The organism is Nonomuraea sp. B12E4, from assembly GCF_039871825.1.
In the GTDB taxonomy this organism is placed as follows: Bacteria; Actinomycetota; Actinomycetes; order Streptosporangiales; family Streptosporangiaceae; genus Nonomuraea.
On record NZ_JBDPME010000001.1, the window covers coordinates 411,148 to 430,118 of the forward strand.

Annotated in this window: 16 protein-coding genes; 9 read left to right on the forward strand and 7 right to left on the reverse strand. The window is 70.9% G+C overall.

All coding sequences use genetic code 11. From position 1 onward, the window contains the following. Positions 1-108: 108 nt before the first annotated feature. On the reverse strand, positions 109-1,656 hold the full coding sequence (locus tag ABGB18_RS01800; RefSeq protein WP_347693496.1) for an alpha/beta fold hydrolase: 1,548 nt from the start codon (positions 1,654-1,656) through the stop codon (positions 109-111). Positions 1,657-2,119: 463 nt separating this feature from the next. Then, positions 2,120-2,707, reverse strand: coding sequence for an XRE family transcriptional regulator (locus ABGB18_RS01805; protein ID WP_347693497.1), 588 nt, complete (start codon positions 2,705-2,707; stop codon positions 2,120-2,122). Between the two features lie 124 nt (positions 2,708-2,831). On the opposite strand from ABGB18_RS01805, the gene ABGB18_RS01810 reads away from it, so the two are divergent. Then, positions 2,832-3,944: a PLP-dependent aspartate aminotransferase family protein gene (locus ABGB18_RS01810; RefSeq protein WP_347693498.1), complete on the forward strand. Its 1,113-nt coding sequence runs from the start codon at positions 2,832-2,834 to the stop codon at positions 3,942-3,944. A 428-nt stretch (positions 3,945-4,372) separates the two neighbouring features. Continuing rightward, positions 4,373-5,617: an MFS transporter gene (locus ABGB18_RS01815; protein WP_347693499.1), complete on the forward strand. Its 1,245-nt coding sequence runs from the start codon at positions 4,373-4,375 to the stop codon at positions 5,615-5,617. Between the two features lie 64 nt (positions 5,618-5,681). Here the strand turns inward: ABGB18_RS01815 and ABGB18_RS01820 are convergent, their stop codons facing one another. Next, a complete protein-coding gene (locus ABGB18_RS01820; RefSeq protein ID WP_347693500.1) occupies positions 5,682-6,134 on the reverse strand; it encodes a helix-turn-helix domain-containing protein in 453 nt (150 codons plus the stop codon). Between the two features lie 86 nt (positions 6,135-6,220). Here ABGB18_RS01820 and ABGB18_RS01825 point away from each other — a divergent pair, with 86 nt between their 5' ends. Further along, positions 6,221-7,435, forward strand: a complete 1,215-nt coding sequence (locus tag ABGB18_RS01825; RefSeq protein ID WP_347693501.1) for an MFS transporter — start codon at positions 6,221-6,223, stop codon at positions 7,433-7,435. 73 nt (positions 7,436-7,508) lie between these two features. Here the strand turns inward: ABGB18_RS01825 and ABGB18_RS01830 are convergent, their stop codons facing one another. From ABGB18_RS01830 to ABGB18_RS01840, 3 genes are read right to left on the reverse strand one after another with little or no spacing between them, the layout of a single operon-like run. Continuing rightward, positions 7,509-8,300, reverse strand: coding sequence for a hypothetical protein (locus ABGB18_RS01830; protein WP_347693502.1), 792 nt, complete (start codon positions 8,298-8,300; stop codon positions 7,509-7,511). Between the two features lie 10 nt (positions 8,301-8,310). Next, positions 8,311-10,308 (reverse strand): hypothetical protein, encoded by a 1,998-nt coding sequence (locus ABGB18_RS01835; RefSeq protein WP_347693503.1) that lies wholly within the window; start codon positions 10,306-10,308, stop codon positions 8,311-8,313. 15 nt (positions 10,309-10,323) lie between these two features. Beyond that, positions 10,324-11,583, reverse strand: a complete 1,260-nt coding sequence (locus ABGB18_RS01840) for a hypothetical protein (RefSeq protein ID WP_347693504.1) — start codon at positions 11,581-11,583, stop codon at positions 10,324-10,326. A gap of 453 nt (positions 11,584-12,036) precedes the next feature. Here ABGB18_RS01840 and ABGB18_RS01845 point away from each other — a divergent pair, with 453 nt between their 5' ends. Together ABGB18_RS01845 and ABGB18_RS01850 are read left to right on the forward strand one after the other, a co-directional pair. Further along, positions 12,037-12,696: an SDR family NAD(P)-dependent oxidoreductase gene (locus ABGB18_RS01845; RefSeq protein WP_347693505.1), complete on the forward strand. Its 660-nt coding sequence runs from the start codon at positions 12,037-12,039 to the stop codon at positions 12,694-12,696. Continuing rightward, a complete protein-coding gene (locus ABGB18_RS01850; protein ID WP_347693506.1) occupies positions 12,693-13,082 on the forward strand; it encodes an SgcJ/EcaC family oxidoreductase in 390 nt (129 codons plus the stop codon). The genes ABGB18_RS01845 and ABGB18_RS01850 overlap by 4 nt, the downstream gene beginning before the upstream one ends. 466 nt (positions 13,083-13,548) lie before the next feature. Here ABGB18_RS01850 and ABGB18_RS01855 read toward each other — a convergent pair whose 3' ends face one another. Further along, entirely contained in the window at positions 13,549-13,788 is a 240-nt protein-coding gene (locus ABGB18_RS01855; RefSeq protein ID WP_347693507.1) for a hypothetical protein, read from the reverse strand. Positions 13,789-14,320: 532 nt separating this feature from the next. On the opposite strand from ABGB18_RS01855, the gene ABGB18_RS01860 reads away from it, so the two are divergent. The 4 genes from ABGB18_RS01860 to ABGB18_RS01875 all read left to right on the forward strand — a co-directional run bounded on the left by ABGB18_RS01860 (position 14,321) and on the right by ABGB18_RS01875 (position 18,936). Then, positions 14,321-14,749 carry a Fur family transcriptional regulator gene (locus ABGB18_RS01860; protein WP_347693508.1) on the forward strand — a complete coding sequence of 143 codons (429 nt, stop codon included), beginning with the start codon at positions 14,321-14,323 and terminating at the stop codon, positions 14,747-14,749. 22 nt (positions 14,750-14,771) lie between these two features. Next, positions 14,772-17,048, forward strand: a complete 2,277-nt coding sequence (katG, locus tag ABGB18_RS01865; protein ID WP_347693509.1) for a catalase/peroxidase HPI — start codon at positions 14,772-14,774, stop codon at positions 17,046-17,048. 237 nt (positions 17,049-17,285) lie between these two features. Next, positions 17,286-17,987: a hypothetical protein gene (locus ABGB18_RS01870; protein WP_347693510.1), complete on the forward strand. Its 702-nt coding sequence runs from the start codon at positions 17,286-17,288 to the stop codon at positions 17,985-17,987. A 217-nt stretch (positions 17,988-18,204) separates the two neighbouring features. After that, complete coding sequence (locus tag ABGB18_RS01875) at positions 18,205-18,936, forward strand: FadR/GntR family transcriptional regulator (protein WP_347693512.1); 732 nt, start codon at positions 18,205-18,207, stop codon at positions 18,934-18,936. The last annotated feature ends 35 nt before the right edge of the window (positions 18,937-18,971 follow it).

Sequence of the window (18,971 nt, forward strand, 5' to 3'; positions counted from 1 at the left end):
GGGCGCCGACCTTCGCGGCGCCGGCTCGATCTCGACGCGCGGGATGACGAGACGGCGTTCCAGGACGGACTGGGCGAGCCGGTGGGCGGCCCGGGCCTTCGAGGGACGTCAGGAGGCGTGGACCGGGCGGCCGTTGCCGGTGACGGGGCGCTTGAGGAGGGAAGCCGAGGGCTCGGTGGGATACTCGGGCGCGCAGCGGGTGCCCGGGGCCGGCATCCTGAGGTCGATCAGGTATCGGGCGATCACGTCGTGGGCGCAGACGCTGTTGCGGAACTGGCCGTGGCCGACCATGTCGTTCTCCAGCACGATCGCGTCCGGGATCTGCTGCGCGACGGCGTAGTTCCAGGCGGCGGGCGTGCCGACGTCGGCGCTGCCCTTGGCGATCAGGATCGGCGGAGCGCCGCTGATCTTCAGCCGGTGCTGCGGGTTGGAGACCTTGCCCTGCCAGCCGAGGCAGCCCGTCACGTCGGACCAGAACGGCGAGATCTTCGTGTGCGGGGCGATCTTCTCCAGTTCCCGCCGGTAGTCGTCGAGCTGGGCGAAGCCGCTGACGTTCCACTTCCAGTCGGAGCACCAGATGGCCGGGTAGGGCTCGTTGACCAGCTCCGCCGCCTTGGGTGCGGCGGCCCGCTCCGACGGGACGCCCTCGGCGAGGGCCTTGAGCCAGCCGGCGACGTCGAACCAGGTCGTCGGGTCGTACAGGGCGTCGAAGAGGTTGTAGCGGAGTTCCTCGGCGACGATCACGTGGCCGTCCTCGGGGTCGGTCAGCCGGCCGGCCTCCGCCTTCGCGTGCAGGTCGTCCCAGACCCCGGCCACGTCCTGGCCGTTGAGGGCGCAGGCCGGGGTCTCACCGCACCACCGGGCGAAGGCGAGGAAGCTGGCCTCGAAATCCTCCGTCGTGGTCTTCAGGTACTGGTAGGGGTCGGTGATGCTGTGGTCCATGTTGGAGTCGATCGCCATGGCCCGGATGTTGCGCGGGAACAGCTCGGCGTACTGCTGGCCGACCTGCGTGCCGTACGAGATGGCGAAGAAGCTGATCTCGCGCTCGCCGAGCGCGACGCGGATGGCGTCGATGTCCCGGGCGGCGCTGGTGGTGTCCACGTGGTCGAACAGCGGGCCGGTCCGCTCGCGGCAGTCCTGGGACAGCTTGGCGTTGTACGACAGCAGGCTCAGGTATTCCTGCTCGGTGGCCGGATAGGTCACCGGACCCTGGTCCACCAGGTCTTCGCTGCACAGCACGGGGGTGCTCCGGCCGACGCCGCGCGGGTCGAGGGTGACCAGGTCGAAATACTGCCTGATGGGGTCGCTGTCAGGAATGCCCCGGCGGTAGATGAAGGAGTTGAGCCCGGAGCCGCCCGGGCCGCCGGGGTGGACGATCAGGACGCCGATCCGCTTGGCGGGGCTGAGCGCCTTGAGCCGGCCGATCGCCAGGTCGGTGGTCGGCCCGCCCGGCTTGCTCCAGTCGAGCGGGACCCGCAGGGTCGCGCACTCGCTTCCCGGGAGGTCGCCGCACGCGGCCCAGTCGATCGGGGTCTTGGGATGCCGGCCCGGGGTCGCGGCCGTCACGGTGGGGGACGGGGCCGCCAGGGCCGGCTGGGCAAGGGAGGTGATGAGGGCGATTCCCGTTAAGGCAACGGTGAGTATCCGCCTTTTCATGTGTTCCTTTCGCAAACGTGCTGGTCAAGGCTGCCAGCACAGGGTTCGTGCCCGAGGCGTGGCACGCCCGGACTCGTGGCGATCAGAGTGCTTGATCCAATTCGCGGCAGTGTCTCATGCTTCAGCCGTGTCGCGCTGCGGAGGAAGCGCGCGTCCAGTACCCGAATCCCTGCGGGCGTGGGATATCGGGGACCTCCTGAGGCTTGCAGATGGGCCTGCGGATGTCCTTGCGCCCGCGTGCCAATTCCTTGTGTTTACGCGCCAGCTTCCGGCCCGGCGAACGGCCTCGGAACATTTCATTGCGTTGCCCGCGTCGAATGGAACACCGGATCGTTTCGGGCAAGCGGCTGAATCGGCGACCGAGATGGCGCCATCCTTGTCACGGTGTTGCTCCGGCAACGGCTGTACCGGGGGCCCGGAAGATTCGTCCGCTGCCGGATTTCGAACAATTCCGGCTCGGTCGTCAGTCCAGGCCCACGCCCGGCTGCAGGACGGTCAGCACGAAACGCGCCGGTGGGCCGGGAGGCGGAGCGGGATTGGCGTAGGCGTGATCCCGGTCCCCGGGAAAGGTCACCGAGTCACCCGCGGAAAGCAGTGCGACCTCGTCGGAGGCTGTCACCCGGACCTCACCTTCCAGGACCAGCAGCAGTTCGCGGGTGCCCGCGGAATGCGCGTCACTGCCGTGGCTCTCCCCGGGTTCCAGCACCCACTCCCACATCTCCACCACGTTCGGCGGCTTCGTACCGGCCAGCAGCCTGGCCTGTCCGCCGGACGGCCCTCGCCAGAGCGTCGGCGCGTCGCCTGCCCGGGTCACGGTCAGCGCCGGCGCCTGGGCGACCTGGACCAGTGCCGGAAGCCCGATCCCCAGGCTGTCCGCCAGGCGCAGGAGAGTGGCGATGCTCGGGTTGGTCTGCCCGCCTTCGAGGCTGACGAGCATCCGCCGGCTCACACCCGAGCGGGCCGCGAGCGCGTCCAGCGTCCAGCCGCGCTCCAGGCGGCTGGATCGCACACGAATGGCGATCGCCGCGGCGACCTGGCTCAGGTCCGTCATCCTCGACCACCCCTCAAGTGGCTGCACTATTCGGTGTAATCTAGTGCACTTCCGGTGAAATTAGGGTGGTGATTCGGCTGTGGCGGGACATGAGGACGGCATGCCGGACAGGGGGACGCGTCACATGCGCCCCGAGACGGTGGCGGTGACGGCCGGGCGTCCGCCGGACCGGCCGGGAGAGCCGCTGAACGTGCCGATCGTGATGGCGTCGAACTTCCGTGCCGGCAGTCCCGGCCTGGCGACCGTGGAGTACTCCCGCGATGGCGGCACGCCGACCTGGCGGGCGCTCGAGGCCGCCGTCGGGGCGCTGGAAGGTGGCCATGCCACCGCGTTCGCCTCGGGCATGGCGGCGGTCTTCGCGGTCCTGGACCTTCTGCCCATCGGGTCTCGGGTCGTCGTGCCGAGCGACAGCTACTCGACCCTGCGCGCACTGCTCAGGACCGACGGCGCCCGTGGCCGCTGGAAGCTCGATTACGTCGACGTGACCGACACCGACGCGGTGCTGACCGCCGCGGAGAGCGCCGACCTGCTGTGGCTGGAGTCGCCGACCAACCCATTGATGGACGTCGCCGACCTCGCACGCCTGTGCGCGGGGGCACGCGCCGCCGGCACGCTCGTCGCCGTCGACAACACGTTCGCCACGCCGTTGCTGCAGCGTCCCCTGACCCTCGGCGCCGATTTCGTGGTGCACAGCGGTACGAAGTTCATCGGCGGCCATTCTGACCTGCTGATCGGCCTGACCGTGACGGCTGACGAGGACCTGAACGAGCAACTGGGCACCCGCCGGGAGCTCGCCGGCGCCACCCCCGGAGGTCTGGAGGCGTACCTGGCCCTGCGCGGGCTGCGCACCATGGCCGTGCGCCTGGCCGCCGGACAGCGGTCAGCCGGCGAACTCGCCGAACGCCTCCACGCTCACCCAGCGGTCAGCCGGGTGCGCTACCCGGGATTGGCGGACGACCCCGGCCACTCTCGCGCCGCCGCGCAGATGGACGGCTTCGGGGCCGTGCTCTCCTTCGAGGTGAGCGGCGGCGAGCAGGCCGCGGACAGGGTGTGCGAGGGTCTCGGTGTCATCCGGGCCGCGACGAGCCTGGGCGGCGTGGAGAGCACGATCGAGCGCCGGGCGAAGCTGCCGGGCCAGGAGCACGTGCCCGCGAGCCTGTTGCGCTTGAGTGTCGGCTGTGAGCATGTCGAGGATCTCTGGGAAGACCTGGACCAGGCGCTGAACAGGACGCTTTGACGCGTCAAGCAGGTCGCGAAGTGGTCCGACGAGGCGACCACGGACCCCGTCGCGGTGCCCACCGGCAGCAGCGCCTCCAGCCCTTCGGAATCGCAGAAGCCGAGCCCGGCCACGTCCACCACCAGGTTGCGCAGGCCGCCGCGCAACGCGCGTGTGTGCCCCAGCCGTTGGAGCGCTTTCAACCTAGAAGGGCGAAATATTTCATTTCTGTGTAGAAACGCATGCTGGGGGCGGATGCGTACAACGACGCACAGGCGAACGAGCCGGTGGCCACCAGAAGCCCTGGTGGCGGATCGGCCAAGATCCACAACGAGGGCCAGATGACAGATGTCAGATGTTCTGGCCACCCTGCCCGCCCCTCATCAAGGCCGTCCGAATAGCATCGCCAGGCACGACGTAATGCCTACAGCGAAGCGAGGCGGATGCACGTGAGTTCTCGCCGGGTGTCCCTGATCAGCGTGACGCCGGCGGTCTTCCTGCCCGCACTGGTCTTCGAGACGGGCATGGGGGCGCTCACGCCGATGCTCGCGCTGAGCGGTCGCGAGCTCGGCGCCTCGGTCGGTGAGGCGGGGCTGGTCCTCGCGCTGCTGGGCGTGGGGCAGATCCTGGGCGACGTGCCCGCCGGGGCTCTGGCGGCCCGGCTCGGTGACCGCAAGGCGATGCTCATCGCCGCCGGGGTGGCCGTCCTGACGCTCCTGGGCTGTGCCATGGCGCGTACGCTTTGGCAGTTGGAGATCGCCGTCACCGCCACCGGCGCGACGAACGCCGTGTTCGTCCTGGCTCGGCAGTCATACCTGGCCGAGATCATCCCCGCCCGGCTCAGGGCCAGGGCGATGTCCACGCTCGGCGGCATGAGCCGCGTGGGGGCCTTCGTCGGCCCCTTCGTCGGGGCCCTGGTCGTGCGCGACCACCCGGTGCGTGACGTCTTCTGGCTCGCCCTGGGCTGCGCGGTGGCGGCCGGGCTGATCGTCCTGTTCGTGCCCGACGTGGCCGAACCGGTCAGAACCCATGAGCAACGCTCGCCGGCCGTCTCCGTCCGCTCCCTGGTCGTACGGCACCGCCAGGTGTTCCTCACCCTCGGCATGGCCGTGTTCCTCGTGGGCGCGGTGCGGGCCACGCGGCAGACCGTGCTGCCCCTGTGGGCCGATCACCTGGGCCTCGACCCCGCCACGACGAGCGTCGTCTTCGGCATCGCGGGCCTGGTGGACACCATGACCTTCTACCCCTCCGGCAAGATCATGGACCGGGCCGGGCGGCTGTGGATCGCCGTGCCGTCGATGCTGGTGCTCGGGCTCACCCAGGGCCTGCTGCCTCTGACGAACGGCCTCGTGTCGCTGACCGTCGTGGCCATGTTCATGGGCCTCGGCAACGGCATCGGCGCGGGCATCCTGATGACCCTCGGGGCGGACGTCGCACCGCCGAAGGTGCGGTCGAAGTTCCTCGGGGTGTGGCGGCTCTGCGCCGATTCGGGCAGCGCCGGAGGACCGCTGGTCGTCTCGGCCGCCGCCGGGCTGGGCAGCCTGGCGGCGGGCATCATCGCGATGGGCGCGGTGGGGGTGATCGCCGCCGGGGCACTGATGCGCTGGGTGCCGAGGTATTCGGCCTTCGCCACCCGCGGCACCGCCTCGAAGGCGCCGCCGGCCGAGGCCGGACACCAGCCCCAAGCCCGGTGAATCGCCGTGCCCGCGGGGACGACGTCACGGTCACCGGCTGACCCGATGGGGGGCGCGGCCGGGCTCAGACGGTTTTCCTGACGTGTGACGCCTCGGCGGAGAGCGGCGCGCCGTCCTGGCCGAGCGGGCGGAGCTCGGGAAGCTCGCGCCCGTGGCCGTCGACCAGGACGGAGTGCGGCTCGTCCGGGGCGAAGGCGTGGCGCTCGCCCCATTGGCGGAGGGCGACGACGGCCGTGAAGAGGTCCTGCCCGGCCTCGGTGAGCCGGTAGGTGTGCCGCCTGCCGTCGGTGGCGGCGCTCTTGTCGAGGATGCCGTGCTCGACGAGCTTGCGGAGCCGGTCGGTGAGGATGTTGCGGGCGATCCCCAGCCGCTGATGGAACTCGGTGAAGGCGGTCGCCCCGTCCATCGCGTCGCGGATGATCAGCAGGCTCCACCGGTCGCCTATCAGGTCGACGGTCCGTGCGACCGGGCAGGCCGGGTCGGTCCAGGCGCTTCCCGCGGCGAGTGTGACGTCCACCGGCCCCCTCCACGATGGGTTGCGATCTGAAACCATTATGCCCTACTTTCGAATAGGTTGCATTTTGAAACTTATCGGAGGGTGTTGTGGCGTCAGGACTGACCAGGCGGCAGCGGGCCGTGCTCGCGCTGGTGTGCGCGGTGGCGGTGTCGACCGTCTACGGAATCCAGCCGGTCCTCGAGGCCGCGGGCGCGGACCTCGGGCTGGGGGAGGGAGCGCTGGGCCGGCTGGCCGCCGCCGGCCAGATCGGCTATCTCGCGGGGCTGGTGCTGCTGGTCCCGCTCGGTGACCTGTTCGACCGCCGCAGGCTCATCACGGTGCACCTGCTGCTCACGGCGGCAGGCGCGGGGGTGGCCGCCGCCGCGCCCGCCGCCGGCATCGCGATCGCGGGCCTGGCCCTGGCCGGGCTGTTCGCCGTGGTCGTCCAGATCACGGTGGCCTACGTCGCCGCCGTCTCACCGGCCGGCGAGCGCGGCCGCAACATCGGAACGGTCACCTCGGGCGTGGTCATCGGGATCCTCGGCGTCCGGGTGGTCGCGGGCACACTGGGCGAGCTGGCCGGCTGGCGCCTGGTCTACCTCGTCATCGCCGGGCTGTGCGCGGTGCTCGCCCTAGCCGCCCGATTCACCCTCGAAGCCGACACCCACCGCCCCCGGGCCGGGTACGGGGACCTGCTGTCGTCGCTGGGCCGGCTGGTCGTGGGCGACCGCCTCCTGCTCAGCCGGGGACTGGTCGCGTTCTTCCTGTTCGCCTCCTTCGGCACGCTGTGGAGCGGGCTGGCGCTCCCGCTCGGCGATGCGCCGTGGCACTTCGGCACCACCGAGATCGGATTGTTCGGACTCGCCGGTCTCATCGGGGCGCTGGGCGCGGCCCGGGCCGGCCGCTGGGCCGACCGCGGCCTGGCGCGCTCGGTCACCGGCTGGTCGCTGGCCCTGCTCACCGCCTCGTGGCTGCTGATCGCTCAGGCGAGGTCGTCGCTGTGGCTGCTGATCGCCGGCGTCGTCGTCCTGGACTTCGCCGTGCAGGCCGTGCACGTCAGCAGCCAGCACCTGCTCACCACCGCCCGCCCCGACCGGAGCAGCAGCGTCATCGGCGCCTACATGGCCTTCTACTCCCTCGGCTCCGCGCTCGGTGCGATCACCACCACCTGGGCCTACAGCACCATGGGATGGCCGGCCGCCAGCCTGCTCGGGGCGGCCTACGCCGCACTCGGACTCCTCGTCGCCATCTCGACCCGGCGCTTCACCGCCCTGCCACGGGCACGACAGCCGAGCACGTCCGTATCGGCCACGTCCCGCTGACACTCTGTGGCGCGAGCGCGTCCGAGTGCCCGGCGGCCGGGGGCGGAGAAGACCGGTCGCGGGTGGCCTGCCGTCACCTGAACGCGGTCAGGGGCACGACGAGGGCGGCGGGCTCCTCCGCGGACAGGGCCCACACCGCCGGCGGGCACCCGACGATCGCGCCCAGCGTGCCGGGCGGCTCATCAGCCAGCCGCCTCGGCCCCTCGTCCCTGGCCGGGTCCAGGACGAACAGGCCCTGACCCGGACAGCCGCCGGCCAGGACGCCCCCGGCGCAGTCCACGCTGGAGGCCATCAGGCCGAACCCCGGCCCCGGCCGCCCCGACCAGGCGTTGACCTGCAGCAACGTGTCCGTCGCCGCCAGCCAGACCGCTCCCGCGCACACCGTCATCGCGGCCACCGCGCGTACGCCGAGATCGACCGGCTGGGGGCCGCCGCGGAGCAGGGTGTCGTGGCGGGAGGTCCACCACAGGCGGTCCCCGGCGGCGGCGCACCGGCTCAGGCCGGGCGCGGCGACCGGTGCCCCGAGGGCTCCCGGCGCGGGCAGCGGCCAGGCACGCTCCTCACGCGGCGAGGCGGCCCACACCGCCCCGCCGCCGGCCACGACGACCGTGTCCTGGCCCGCGGCCAGGGTCGCGACCGGCTTGCCTGCGCCCGGGTCCAGCCAGGAGAGCGCCTCGCCCGCCGCCACCAGGGTCCCGGCGACGGCGGCGAGGGAACGCAGCCCTGGCGGGGCGGGCACCGAGCCGGTGGGGGAGCCGTACGGATCGAACGCGAGCAGCCGGCCGGCCGCCGCGCACCAGACGGTCGTGCCGTCGGTGGCGGCGGCCACGGCCGGTCCGGGAAGCTCGACGAGCCTGCGGTCCACCTGGCCGACTCTAGCCGCCGAACTGCGGCGGGCCCATCTCCCTGAGCGCCACCGTGGCGGCGTGCCCGGGTGCGATGGCCGCGGCGTCCCGCACCCGCGCGACCGCCTCCCCGTACGGCCGGCCGAGGGCGACGGCCTTGCCGACGTCCGGGTCGAGCAGCAGGTCGGCCAGGTCGTTGTCGGCGGCGGCGATGGGATAGGCGACGAAGACGGTGGCGGTTCCCGACACCGCTTCGAGCACGGGGAGGGCTTCCCGCACGTCGGCGGCTCCGGGGATCGGCCGCGGTGTCTCGGCGCTCTGCCACATCACGATGACCTCGACCGTGTGCCGTCCGGGCATCTTGAAGGCGAAGCCGTCGGTGCCCCAGTACAGCGTGGTCGAGCCGGACAGGACCGCTCCCGGCCGCAGCTCGGTCATGCTCGCCGACGGGCAGGCCGACAGGTCGGCGGGCCGCATGAACGTGATCCCGCCCTGCGGGTCGGCGACGCTGACCCTGGCGATGAGCGACTGGACGTCGAGGCCGGCCGGCACGACGGCGGCCGTGTCGCCGCGATTGGCCAGCTCCCAGGTCAGCGACACGGGCTCGCCCATGACGAGCTGGGTCTTGGCGGGCGTGACGGTGAGCTCCAGGCTGTCCGGCCAGTCCATGTCCGCGGGCTCGGGAGCGGAGACGGCGGCGCCGAAGAACTCCATCGCGCCCGGCCGTACCGCGGGATCGGGCAGGTGGTTGAGGTGCTTGGTGACCGTCGGGCTGAACTCCATCTTGATCTCGTCCGGGAACTTGCCGGGCAACCCGATCACGGTGGCCACGGTGGGCGTCGGGCTCATGATCGAGTTGTCGGACGGGGCCTCGAAGAAGGTGTGGATCTGGTTGAAGGCGTGGCCGATCTCGTGCGTCGCCGAGCGGAGGAACGCGCGCGGCACCTGGTGCTGCGGCTGGCCGGCGGCCCCGTCGTAGTGGGATCCGCCCTGGCCGTCCGGGCATTCGCCGGAGGGGTAGCCGTCATGGCTGAAGGTGGCGCTGCCCTCCCTGGCGATCTCGTCGGGGTCCGCGCCGAGCGAGGAGTCGAACATGACGCCGCGCCCGCTGCCCAGCCGGGCGGGCACGCAGATGAGGTGGACCAGCCACTCCTCGTCGAGGATGGCCGGGTCGTAGGTGGGGACCGACGCCATCAGGGTGTGCAGGCTCTCCTCGGGCCAGGAGTCGTTGATGTCGGTCCCGGCCAGTGCCGGGGGCAGCGGGATGATGCTGTCGGCGCTGACGGACAGGTCCCAGCCCGCCTTGGCGAAGGGCGTGGAGAAGGTCTCGCCGCCCACGGTCACCGGCGGCGAGACCGCGCCCTGCAGCGTGTGCGGCTGGACGCGGGCGCGCCGGAACGACGGGGAGATCCAGCGGATGCTCACGTCGCCGAGCTCGGTGAGCCCGTCGAAGGCGCTGCCCTGGTAGAAGTCCTGGGTGGGGGTGGCCCGCAGGTCGAAACGGATCGTCCGGTCGGGCGCCGGGTTGAAGCCGCCCTTGAACCCCGTGGCCGGGTGCAGGTAGGAGAACTGCTCGAACGCCAGGCTGAACGGGCAGGGCACGCCGGGCCGCACGAGGGTGACGAGCCTGGCCTGCGTGCCCTTCAGGTAGGAGTGGTAGTCCAGCCGGGGATAGACCGGAATGGGGATGACGGCGTCGGCGGCGTCGTCGGAGGCCGCGGGACGATATTTGTAGAGGTCACCGGAGAACCTGAGGTTCGCGCCCGCGTCCTCCACCCGCAGGGTGCCGCGGAAGGCGGTGGGAGATCCCTTGGGGGTGAACCGCAGCCGGTAGCAGCCCTGCCTGAGCTTGGTGACGCACAGCTTTAACGGCGGGAACGGGATCGGGCCCGGCACCGGCGCCTGCGGCTCGTCGGCCGTCTCGGTGATGGCGGGCAGGGGCGCCGCCTCCTGGGTGGGCACGATCTCCTGGGCCTCGGGGAGGAAGACCGTCCCGAGACGCTCCTGTAGACGGGCGATCTGCGGCATGTGCCGGCTCCTTGTTCAGGGTGTGGCGGCCACGGCCGACAAGATCGCATGAGCGACCTCGCGACCCGCCACCGTGACGTGGTCGGGGATGAAGTCGTCGGCCAGGAGGTTGTGCGGACGGCCGGGGGTCAGGTCATACGGCCGGCCGGCGGGCAGCAGCCGGGCCTGGATCGCCTCGGGCGTGCTCTGCGCACCGTTGGCGCCGATCCCGCCGTAGGGGTTGGCGGGGCCGAAGGCGTCCTCGCCCTCGTGTCCGGCGAGCTGGGAGGCGACGCCGTACGCGATGCTGACGAGCAGGTCGTTCCTGGTGTGCGAGATGAGCATCGGCCCGGTGACGACGCCGGAGGTCACCGCCGAGCGGAACCGCCCGTCGCGGCCGTCGCGGTAGGCCCGGGCGAAACCGTGGTGCGAGAAGGCGCCCTGGAGGAGCGTCACCGAGCAGGGCCGCCGGCCGATCCCGCCCGCCTCGGTGGCCGCCGCCGCGGACACCAGCCTGGCGCCGAAGCTGTGGCCGACGAGGTGCACCCGCACCCCGGCGGGGACCCGGGTACGCAGGAACCGGGCCAGCCCGGTCCCCACCGTGCCCGCCCGCTCCTTCATCTCGTAGTAGCCGATGAAGTCGATCAGCCTCCTGGCGCCTTCGAGGAAGCCGCCGGCGATGTTCCACAGCAGGCTGTCCGCGGGAACCGCCACGTCGTCCTTGCCGGGCGGCGGCACGAGCCGCCGGCTGAGCCGCTCGACGAGCGCCTCGGAGCTGAGCGCGAAGAGCTCGTCCGGCGCGTCCTCGTCCGCGGTGGCGGAGCCCGGCAGCAGGCCGCGTACGACGGTGACGAACTCCCGCTGCGCCTGCCTGGAACGCTCCAGCCCGGGCAGCAGCTCGCGGGCCTGGGCCAGCCGTTGCCGCGCCTCCTCGGTGACGAACACCTCGCGCAGCCCGTCCAGGCGGATGCCCAGCTCCGTGCCCGGCCCCGTGTCGAGCGCGGTCAGGCTGCCGGTCAGCCGTTCGAACCAGTCCCATTTGGCGGACGGCCACAGGACCCCGTACAGGCCGACCGTGCGGTCGCCGGCCGGCCGGGCCACGGCCCTGAGCGACCGCGCGAACGACTTGTACAGCTCACGCGCGATCGAGGGGGTGTTGTTCCAGCCGTGTACCAGCACGATCAGGTCGGTCGGCGGCCGTCCGCCCGCGGCCACCTCGGCGACGGAATCGGACAGCAGGCCGCCGTCGGCCGCGAACTCCGCCTCCGTGTAGGGGAATCCCTCCAGCTCAGGCATATCGCTCTCCCTCATCGAGCACACACCGCACTCTAGGGATCGCTCGTCAGGGCCGCGTCAGGAGATGGCCTGGGGAAAACCCCAGGCTTGCGAGAACTTGTGGCGCCCCGTTCGGCACCCGCCGCCGGGGCCCGCGCCAGGTCCGGGAGAGGGTTTCCGGGCAGGTGGCAGCCGTCCGAGGTCTTGCCGTCGTTGCAGTGGTCGGGTCGCAGCGCGTCGATCAACTGGACGAACAACGCACAGCCCGGCCACGCGTGACCTGCGGCCGGATCCCCTCACGAGAGGTTGCCCGGAAAAGGTCCAGGAATCCCGGTCGGTGAGCCGGGTCACCCGGCTCCTTCCGCTTGACCATCACACCGATGTGACGCCTTACCGTTCCGGCTGCCGGCGGTGGCTGAATGCCGGGCCGTCGCCGGCATCCGTGTCGCTGATCGAGAAGTGAGGAGTGGGTCGATGTCAGGCGCTGTGATCATTGGTGCTGGTCCGGGGATCGGGCAGGCGGTGGCCCGCCGGTTCGCCAGGGAAGGGCTGCCGATCGGGCTGATCGCCCGGAGTGAGCGGACCTTGCGTGCCGCGGCCGAGGCGGTTGCTCCCAGTGGTGTTCCCGTTGTCACGTCGGAGGCCGACAGCACCGACCAGGCCGGGCTGAACGCCGCGCTCGACCAGGCCGTCAGCGCGCACGGCGTGCCGGACGTCCTCGTCTACAACGCCGCGATCATCCAGCCGGACGCGCCGGGCGAGCTGCCGGTACGCGGCCACATGGAGGCCTGGGCGGTGAACGTGGTCGGCGCGCTCAACGCCGCGGCCCACGTCGCGCCCGCCATGGCGGCCCGCGGGCACGGCACGATCCTCATCACCGGCGGCATGCCCGAGCCCGAGCCGCGGTACGTGAGCCTCTCCCTGGGCAAGGCAGGTGTCCGTACCCTGGTCACGCTGCTCGGCCAGGAGTACGGGCCCGCCGGCGTACACGTGGCGAGCGTCACCGTGGCCGGCCCGGTCGCCCCCGGCACCGACTTCGATCCCGACGACATCGCCGAGCACTACTGGCGGCTGCACACCCAGCCACGACACCGGTGGACGCGGGAGGCTCTGCACGCGGGTTCCCCGCGATGACGATGACCGGCGCCGAGGCCACAGACGTCCTCACCGGGCTGCTGCACGACTGGCAGCACGCCTTCAACGCGCACCAACCCTCCCAGATGGTCGCCCTGTTCAGCCGGGACGCGCACTTCCAGGGCATCAGCCCACGGCTCAGACGCGGCCCCCGGGACATCCACGAGTATTACGCCAGGGTCACCCGCGGTACGACAGCACAGGCCGAGGTGCTGTCCGCCGCCCAGCCGAGCCGAACGATCGTGCACGGACTCGCGGAGGTGACCTTCACCGCGCCAACCGGTGATGTCCACCTGGTCCGCCTGTCCATCGTGGCCGCCCAGGCGGAGGGGCGCTGGCTCATCCACCAGTACCACGCCGCCACGCGTCAACCGCGCTCCAGTTGAGGACGCCGAGGGCGAAGCCCTGATTCGGTGGCTCGGCGAGACGATCTCGGGGAGCACGCTTCATCGAGATCCATGGTCTGCCGTATGCCGAGTGACCGCCGGATGCCGCAGCGGCACGGGGGAGGGAACAGCGGCATGGGTGTCACACATGAGTCTGGTGAACGGGGAGGCGTCGCGGCAGGGGTGGATCGCGTTCGATTCGGCGGCGAAGTGCTGGGCGACCAGTGTGTTGACCAGGGCCGGGATGCTGGCGTCGCCGTGGACGAAGGCCAGGCGGTCGTCGGTGAGAACCGAGTCGAGATGGGCCAGTTGCCGGTTGCCGTCAGACTATCGAGTTCGGTCGGCCTGATTTACTTGTACCTCGCGGGCGGAGTTCTTATGTCGTGGATTCGGATTGGTTCGGCGTCGAGGTGAGCTGAATGTTCGAGCCCATTTGTTTTGCATTTTCCGGGCGCCGATTTCGCCATTAGTCCCAGGTGCTGTCGTCGGTGGTGGCGCTCGGGGTGTCCCAGGTGCTGTCGTCCAGGTTGGAGGGGGTGTCCCAGGTGCTGTCGGAGCTGGTGACGCTGCTGGAGGCGCGGTCCCAGGTGCTGTCGGCGGAGGCGGGGGCGGCGTTCAGGGTGAAGATTCCGGCGATGATTCCGGCGCCGATGACGAGCGAGAAGCGGGAGACGCGGCGGGCCTTGGCGGAAGCGGTGAGGTTCATTTCTTCGGTCCCTTTGTGAGTTGTTTTGTGTTTCGTTCTCGCACAACCAACTCTGCGCTTTCGGCAATCGCCGAACCAGACGAATGGGAGGCAGTAAGCTGCCCCGGCGCGTCCGCTTCCTGCCAACGGCTGCCACCGGAGGACCGCACGGAGGTCTGCGGTGCCCCGGACCTGGGATCTTGTGGGCCGCGCACGCGTGGCGCGGGAACGCGAAAAAGCTGTCAGAGGTCGCCGCCCGCGCTGCCGATCGCGGTGGTGGCGGCGCTCGTCACCTGGACGCTCTTCATGGCGGAGCGGGGTCGCCCCCGTCGGCCGCCGCGCAACGGCTTCCCTGAGAGCGGCGCGAAGCCGCTCGGTATCCGCGGGGCCGGCCTCGAAGGTGTCAGGGTCGATCGACACGGCGTGGTCGCGGGCGGCCGCCGCCGCGCTGACAGCCCGTCCCACCGGTTGAGGTGTCCCGTTCGCTTGGCCGGACCCGCCATGCCCGGGAGCAAACTTGAATTATTCCAGAAAAGTGATATATGTCGATTGTATGGCGTCTGACTTCGAGGCGCAGTTGCGAGCGGTCTCGCTGCGCGTGACCCGGCCGCGGTTGGCAGTGCTCACCGCGCTGCGCGATCATGCGCACATCGACACCGACACGGTGATCGCCCTGGTCAGGGCCGAACTTCCCAGGGTTTCCCACCAGGCGGTGTACGACGTGTTGCGCGCGCTCACCAACGCCGGTTTGGTGCGCCGCATCGAGCCCGTCGGCGCGACCGCCCGCTACGAGTCGCGGGTGGGGGACAACCACCACCATGTGGTGTGCCGCTCGTGCGGCGCGATCGCGGACATCGACTGCGCCGTCGGCCACGCTCCCTGCCTCACCGCTTCGGACGACCAGGGGTTCGTGATCGATGAGGCGGAGGTCGTCTACTGGGGCACCTGCCCCGACTGTGCGACCAGACGCATCGAACAGTGATTCGGCAGTTCGGAAGGTAAAAATGAGCGACACCCAGGACAACGCCCCTATCAGCGCGCAGGGCGTGGACCAGAAGACGGCGGCCGGCTGCCCGGTCGCGCATGACTCCGTGACCGCGCACGGCAGCGAGAGCGAGAACCCGGCGATCGACTCCCCCACTCCGAAGACCGGCGGCCGCCCGCACACGAACCGGGACTGGTGGCCCAACCAGCTCGACCTCTCGGTGCTGCGGGCGCACTCGTCCAAGGGCAACCCGATGGCGGAGGGCTTCAGCTACGCCGAGGAGTTCAGGAAGCTCGACGTCGAGGCCCTCAAGCAGGACATCGTCGAGGTGCTCACCACCTCGCAGGACTGGTGGCCGGCCGACTTCGGCCACTACGGCGGTCTGATGATCAGGATGAGCTGGCACGCCGCGGGCACGTACCGGATCTACGACGGCCGCGGCGGGGCCGGGGACGGCGCTCAGCGGTTCGCCCCGCTCAACAGCTGGCCCGACAACGCCAACCTCGACAAGGCCCGCCGGCTGCTGTGGCCGGTCAAGCAGAAGTACGGCCAGCGGATCTCGTGGGCCGACCTGCTCGTGCTCGCCGGCAACGTCGCCATGGAGTCGATGGGCTTCAAGACCTTCGGCTTCGGCTTCGGACGCGAGGACGTCTGGGAGCCTGAGGAGATCTTCTGGGGGCTGGAGGACGCCTGGCTCGGCGATGAGCGCTACGTCACCGACACCGAGATGGTGCCGAACTTCGGCGCGACCGAAATGGGTCTCATCTACGTCAACCCGGAGGGTCCACGTGGCAGCGGGGACCCGGCCGCGGCGGCGCGTTTCATCCGCGAGACCTTCAGGCGGATGGCTATGAACGACGAGGAGACCGTCGCCCTGATCGCCGGCGGCCACACGTTCGGCAAGACCCACGGCGCCGGCGTCGCGGACGACCACGTGGGGCCGGAGCCCGAGGGCGCCCCGCTGGAGGCGCAGGGCCTGGGCTGGCTGAGCGGCTATGGCACCGGCAAGGGCGCTGACGCGATCACCAGCGGTCTGGAGGTGACGTGGTCCGACCGGCCGACCCAGTGGAGCAACCGCTTCTTCGAGATCCTCTTCGGGTACGAGTGGGAGCCCGCCACGAGCCCCGGCGGCGCGAAGCAGTGGGTCGCGAAGGACGCCGAGGCGATCATCCCGGACGCCTACGACCCGTCGAAGAAGCACAAGCCGACGATGCTCACGACCGACCTGGCGCTGCGCGTCGACCCGACGTACCAGAAGATCTCCCGCCACTTCATGGAGAACCCGGAGGAGTTCGCGCTGGCCTTCGCCAAGGCCTGGTACAAGCTGCTGCACCGCGACATGGGTCCGGTCAGCCGCTTCCTCGGGCCGTGGGTCGCCGAGCCCCAGTTGTGGCAGGACCCGGTGCCGGCCGTCGACCACGAACTCGTGGGTGACGCCGACGTCGCCGCTCTCAAGGCGAAGGTCCTGGAGTCGGGCCTCACGACCGCCCAGTTGGTCTCCACCGCCTGGGCCGCCGCCGCGAGCTTCCGCTCCACCGACAAGCGCGGCGGCGCCAACGGCGCCCGGCTTCGCCTGGAGCCGCAGCGCGGCTGGGAGGTCAACGAGCCCGGGCGGCTCGCGACGGTCCTGGACACTCTGGAGGGCATCCAGCGCGAGTTCAACGGGGCCGGCGGCGCGAAGATCTCGCTCGCCGACCTGATCGTGCTGGCCGGCTCGGCCGCTGTCGAGCGGGCGGCACGCGAGGCAGGCGTGGCGGTGACGGTGCCGTTCCACCCGGGCCGCACCGACGCCACCCAGGAGCAGACCGACGTCGAGTCGTTCCGGGTCCTGGAGCCGCGCGCCGACGGGTTCCGCAACTACCTGCGCTCCGGCGAGAAGACCCAGCCGGAGGTGCTGCTCGTCGACCGTGCCTACATGCTCAATCTGACCCCGCCGGAAATGACCGTCCTCATCGGCGGCCTGCGCTCCCTCGGAGCCAACTTCGGCGGTACGCGGCACGGCGTCCTCACCGACCGGCCCGGTGTGCTCACCAACGACTTCTTCACCAACCTGCTCTCCCCGGGCACCCGGTGGAAGACCTCGGAGGCGGAGGAGCACGTGTACGAGATCAGGGACGCGGCCACCGATGAGGTGAAGTGGACCGCCACCGCGGTCGACCTCGTCTTCGGCTCCAACTCCCAGCTCCGGGCCCTCGCGGAGGTCTACGCCGGCCAGGGTGCCCGCGACAAGTTCGTCACCGACTTCGTCGCGGCCTGGACCAAGGTGATGGAACTCGACCGGTTCGACCTCACCTGACCCGGCTCCAACCGGACGAGCCCGGCCGAGCCACCGCGATCGACCGGGCTCGCCCGTCTTCGGCCTGAAGCGAATCTACAACGTAAAGTCGCCGGGACGGGTCTCCGGGGCGAAGACCTGAACCCCGGCAAGCCGGCCGCGAACGCCGTCACCCCGCCTCCGCGGGGCCGCACGGGCGAAATGCCGGCGAAGCAGGGGTTACCAGGTGGCGGGGCCGGTTTGCAGCATCATGGAGGGATGCGCCACCATCTGCGGCCTGTCGTACGCTCCGGCAGCCTGACGCTCCGACTGCTCACACTCCTCGCGCTCGTCGCCGCCCTGGTGACGGCCACGTCCACCGCGGCCCACGCCTGTAAGTGCGCGGAAATGACGCCGGCTCAGGCAGTGGGCAACGCGAAGGCGGTCTTCACGGGCACCGTCACGGCAGCCCGGGTGTCCGACTCCCGTCCGGTCGGGTCGCGGGCCGTTTACACCTTCCGTGCGGACCATGTCTACAAGGGCACGCCTGCCGCCGAGTTCACCGTCGCCACGAACGTCGAAAGTGCCGCGTGCGGGTACGCCTTCACCCAGGGCACGCGCTACCTCGTGTTCGCGACCTCCAGCAACGGGATCGTCTCTGGGACCGGCCTGTCCTCGGGCTCCTGTGCCGGGAACCGGCCGGTCGCGCAGGGCACCGGCCCGCTGCGGCCCACCGAGGAGCGGCCACCCGGCCAAGCCGGTCCGGCGGGCGCCGTCGATGCCGAACTCGTCGCCGCCCTGGGCCGCCCGACGAAGGTCAGCGCGATGTCGCCGCACCGCGTCCAGGCCCGACCCGCCCAAGCGACCGCGACGAGCCTCGACTGGCGCTGGACCGTCACGGGCGTGGCGGTCCTCGCCCTGGTCCTGATCGCCGGGCTCGCTCTGATCGCCCGCCGCCGCCGAGCCGCCCGGGACGTCTGACAGATAACTTGGCAAGACTGGGCGCCAGGCCCGAACAAGATCACGTCATTGAGCTGCTGTGTCATTGCCGAGCCGCTGACCGCAGGCTTCACCTTGTCCGCGACTGGTTGAGGACTTATCTGATATGTGCGATGGTCCTAGGCGTGGAACGATGGCCCAACGCATGGCAGGGCATCGGAGATACCGGCTCCGTAATGCCGAACCGGCAGGGGACACGATGGACAACGAGAAGGCGCCACGGACTGAGTCGCGGACCGCGGGCGTGGTGCGGCACCTGGAGGAGCTCATCTTCGGTGGCGGGCTGGAGCCGGGTCAGTTCCTCCCGTCGGAGGGCGAACTCGCGACGACGATGGGGGTGAGCCGGCTCACCGTGCGCGAGGGCGTGCGCACGCTGCAGGCCCGTGGCCTGCTCGAAGTGCGGCACGGCCGCCGTCCGGCCATCGCCCACCCCAACGCGGACCCGCTGAGCGGATTCTTCGCCGCCTCGCTGCGCCGCGACCCGCGTAACCTGCTGGAGCTCATCGAGGTGCGGCTCGCCCTTGAGGTGCACGCCACGACGCTCGCGGCGCAGCACGCCACGAGTACGGCACTGACCTCGCTCGACCTGGCCTTCAGCACGATGGGCCAGGCGGATGACGAGGAGTCGTTCAACCAGGCGGACGTGCGTTTCCATGCCGTCCTCGCCGCGGCGAGCGGCAACCAGATGATCAGCTTCTTAGTCGAGGCGATGGATGAGCCCATGCGTCAGAGCCGGTTGCGCAGCCTCCGCGGACACCTCGCCCGAGGGCGCACGATGGACGACATCATGGACGAGCACGCCCGGATCCTGGCCGCGGTCCGCGACCGGGACGCCCGGGGCGCCGCGGAGGCCATGCGTGAGCACCTCGTGCAGACCCGCATGGACCTGCGCGCGTTCCTGACCCTGCCCACGAGCGACGCCGACGACTGAGAGACAGGCGCCGTCCTCGATCCCGTACCCCGAAT

Coding starts and splice junctions, on each gene's coding strand:
- ABGB18_RS01875 (WP_347693512.1), top strand. CDS start 18,205: ATGGACAACGAGAAGGCGCCACGGACTGAGTCGCGGACCGCGGGCGTG.
- ABGB18_RS01870 (WP_347693510.1), top strand. CDS start 17,286: ATGCGCCACCATCTGCGGCCTGTCGTACGCTCCGGCAGCCTGACGCTC.
- ABGB18_RS01845 (WP_347693505.1), top strand. CDS start 12,037: ATGTCAGGCGCTGTGATCATTGGTGCTGGTCCGGGGATCGGGCAGGCG.
- ABGB18_RS01805 (WP_347693497.1), bottom strand. CDS start 2,707: ATGACGGACCTGAGCCAGGTCGCCGCGGCGATCGCCATTCGTGTGCGA.
- ABGB18_RS01835 (WP_347693503.1), bottom strand. CDS start 10,308: ATGCCGCAGATCGCCCGTCTACAGGAGCGTCTCGGGACGGTCTTCCTC.
- ABGB18_RS01800 (WP_347693496.1), bottom strand. CDS start 1,656: ATGAAAAGGCGGATACTCACCGTTGCCTTAACGGGAATCGCCCTCATC.
- ABGB18_RS01840 (WP_347693504.1), bottom strand. CDS start 11,583: ATGCCTGAGCTGGAGGGATTCCCCTACACGGAGGCGGAGTTCGCGGCC.
- ABGB18_RS01860 (WP_347693508.1), top strand. CDS start 14,321: ATGGCGTCTGACTTCGAGGCGCAGTTGCGAGCGGTCTCGCTGCGCGTG.
- ABGB18_RS01855 (WP_347693507.1), bottom strand. CDS start 13,788: ATGAACCTCACCGCTTCCGCCAAGGCCCGCCGCGTCTCCCGCTTCTCG.
- ABGB18_RS01810 (WP_347693498.1), top strand. CDS start 2,832: ATGCGCCCCGAGACGGTGGCGGTGACGGCCGGGCGTCCGCCGGACCGG.
- ABGB18_RS01850 (WP_347693506.1), top strand. CDS start 12,693: ATGACGATGACCGGCGCCGAGGCCACAGACGTCCTCACCGGGCTGCTG.
- katG (WP_347693509.1), top strand. CDS start 14,772: ATGAGCGACACCCAGGACAACGCCCCTATCAGCGCGCAGGGCGTGGAC.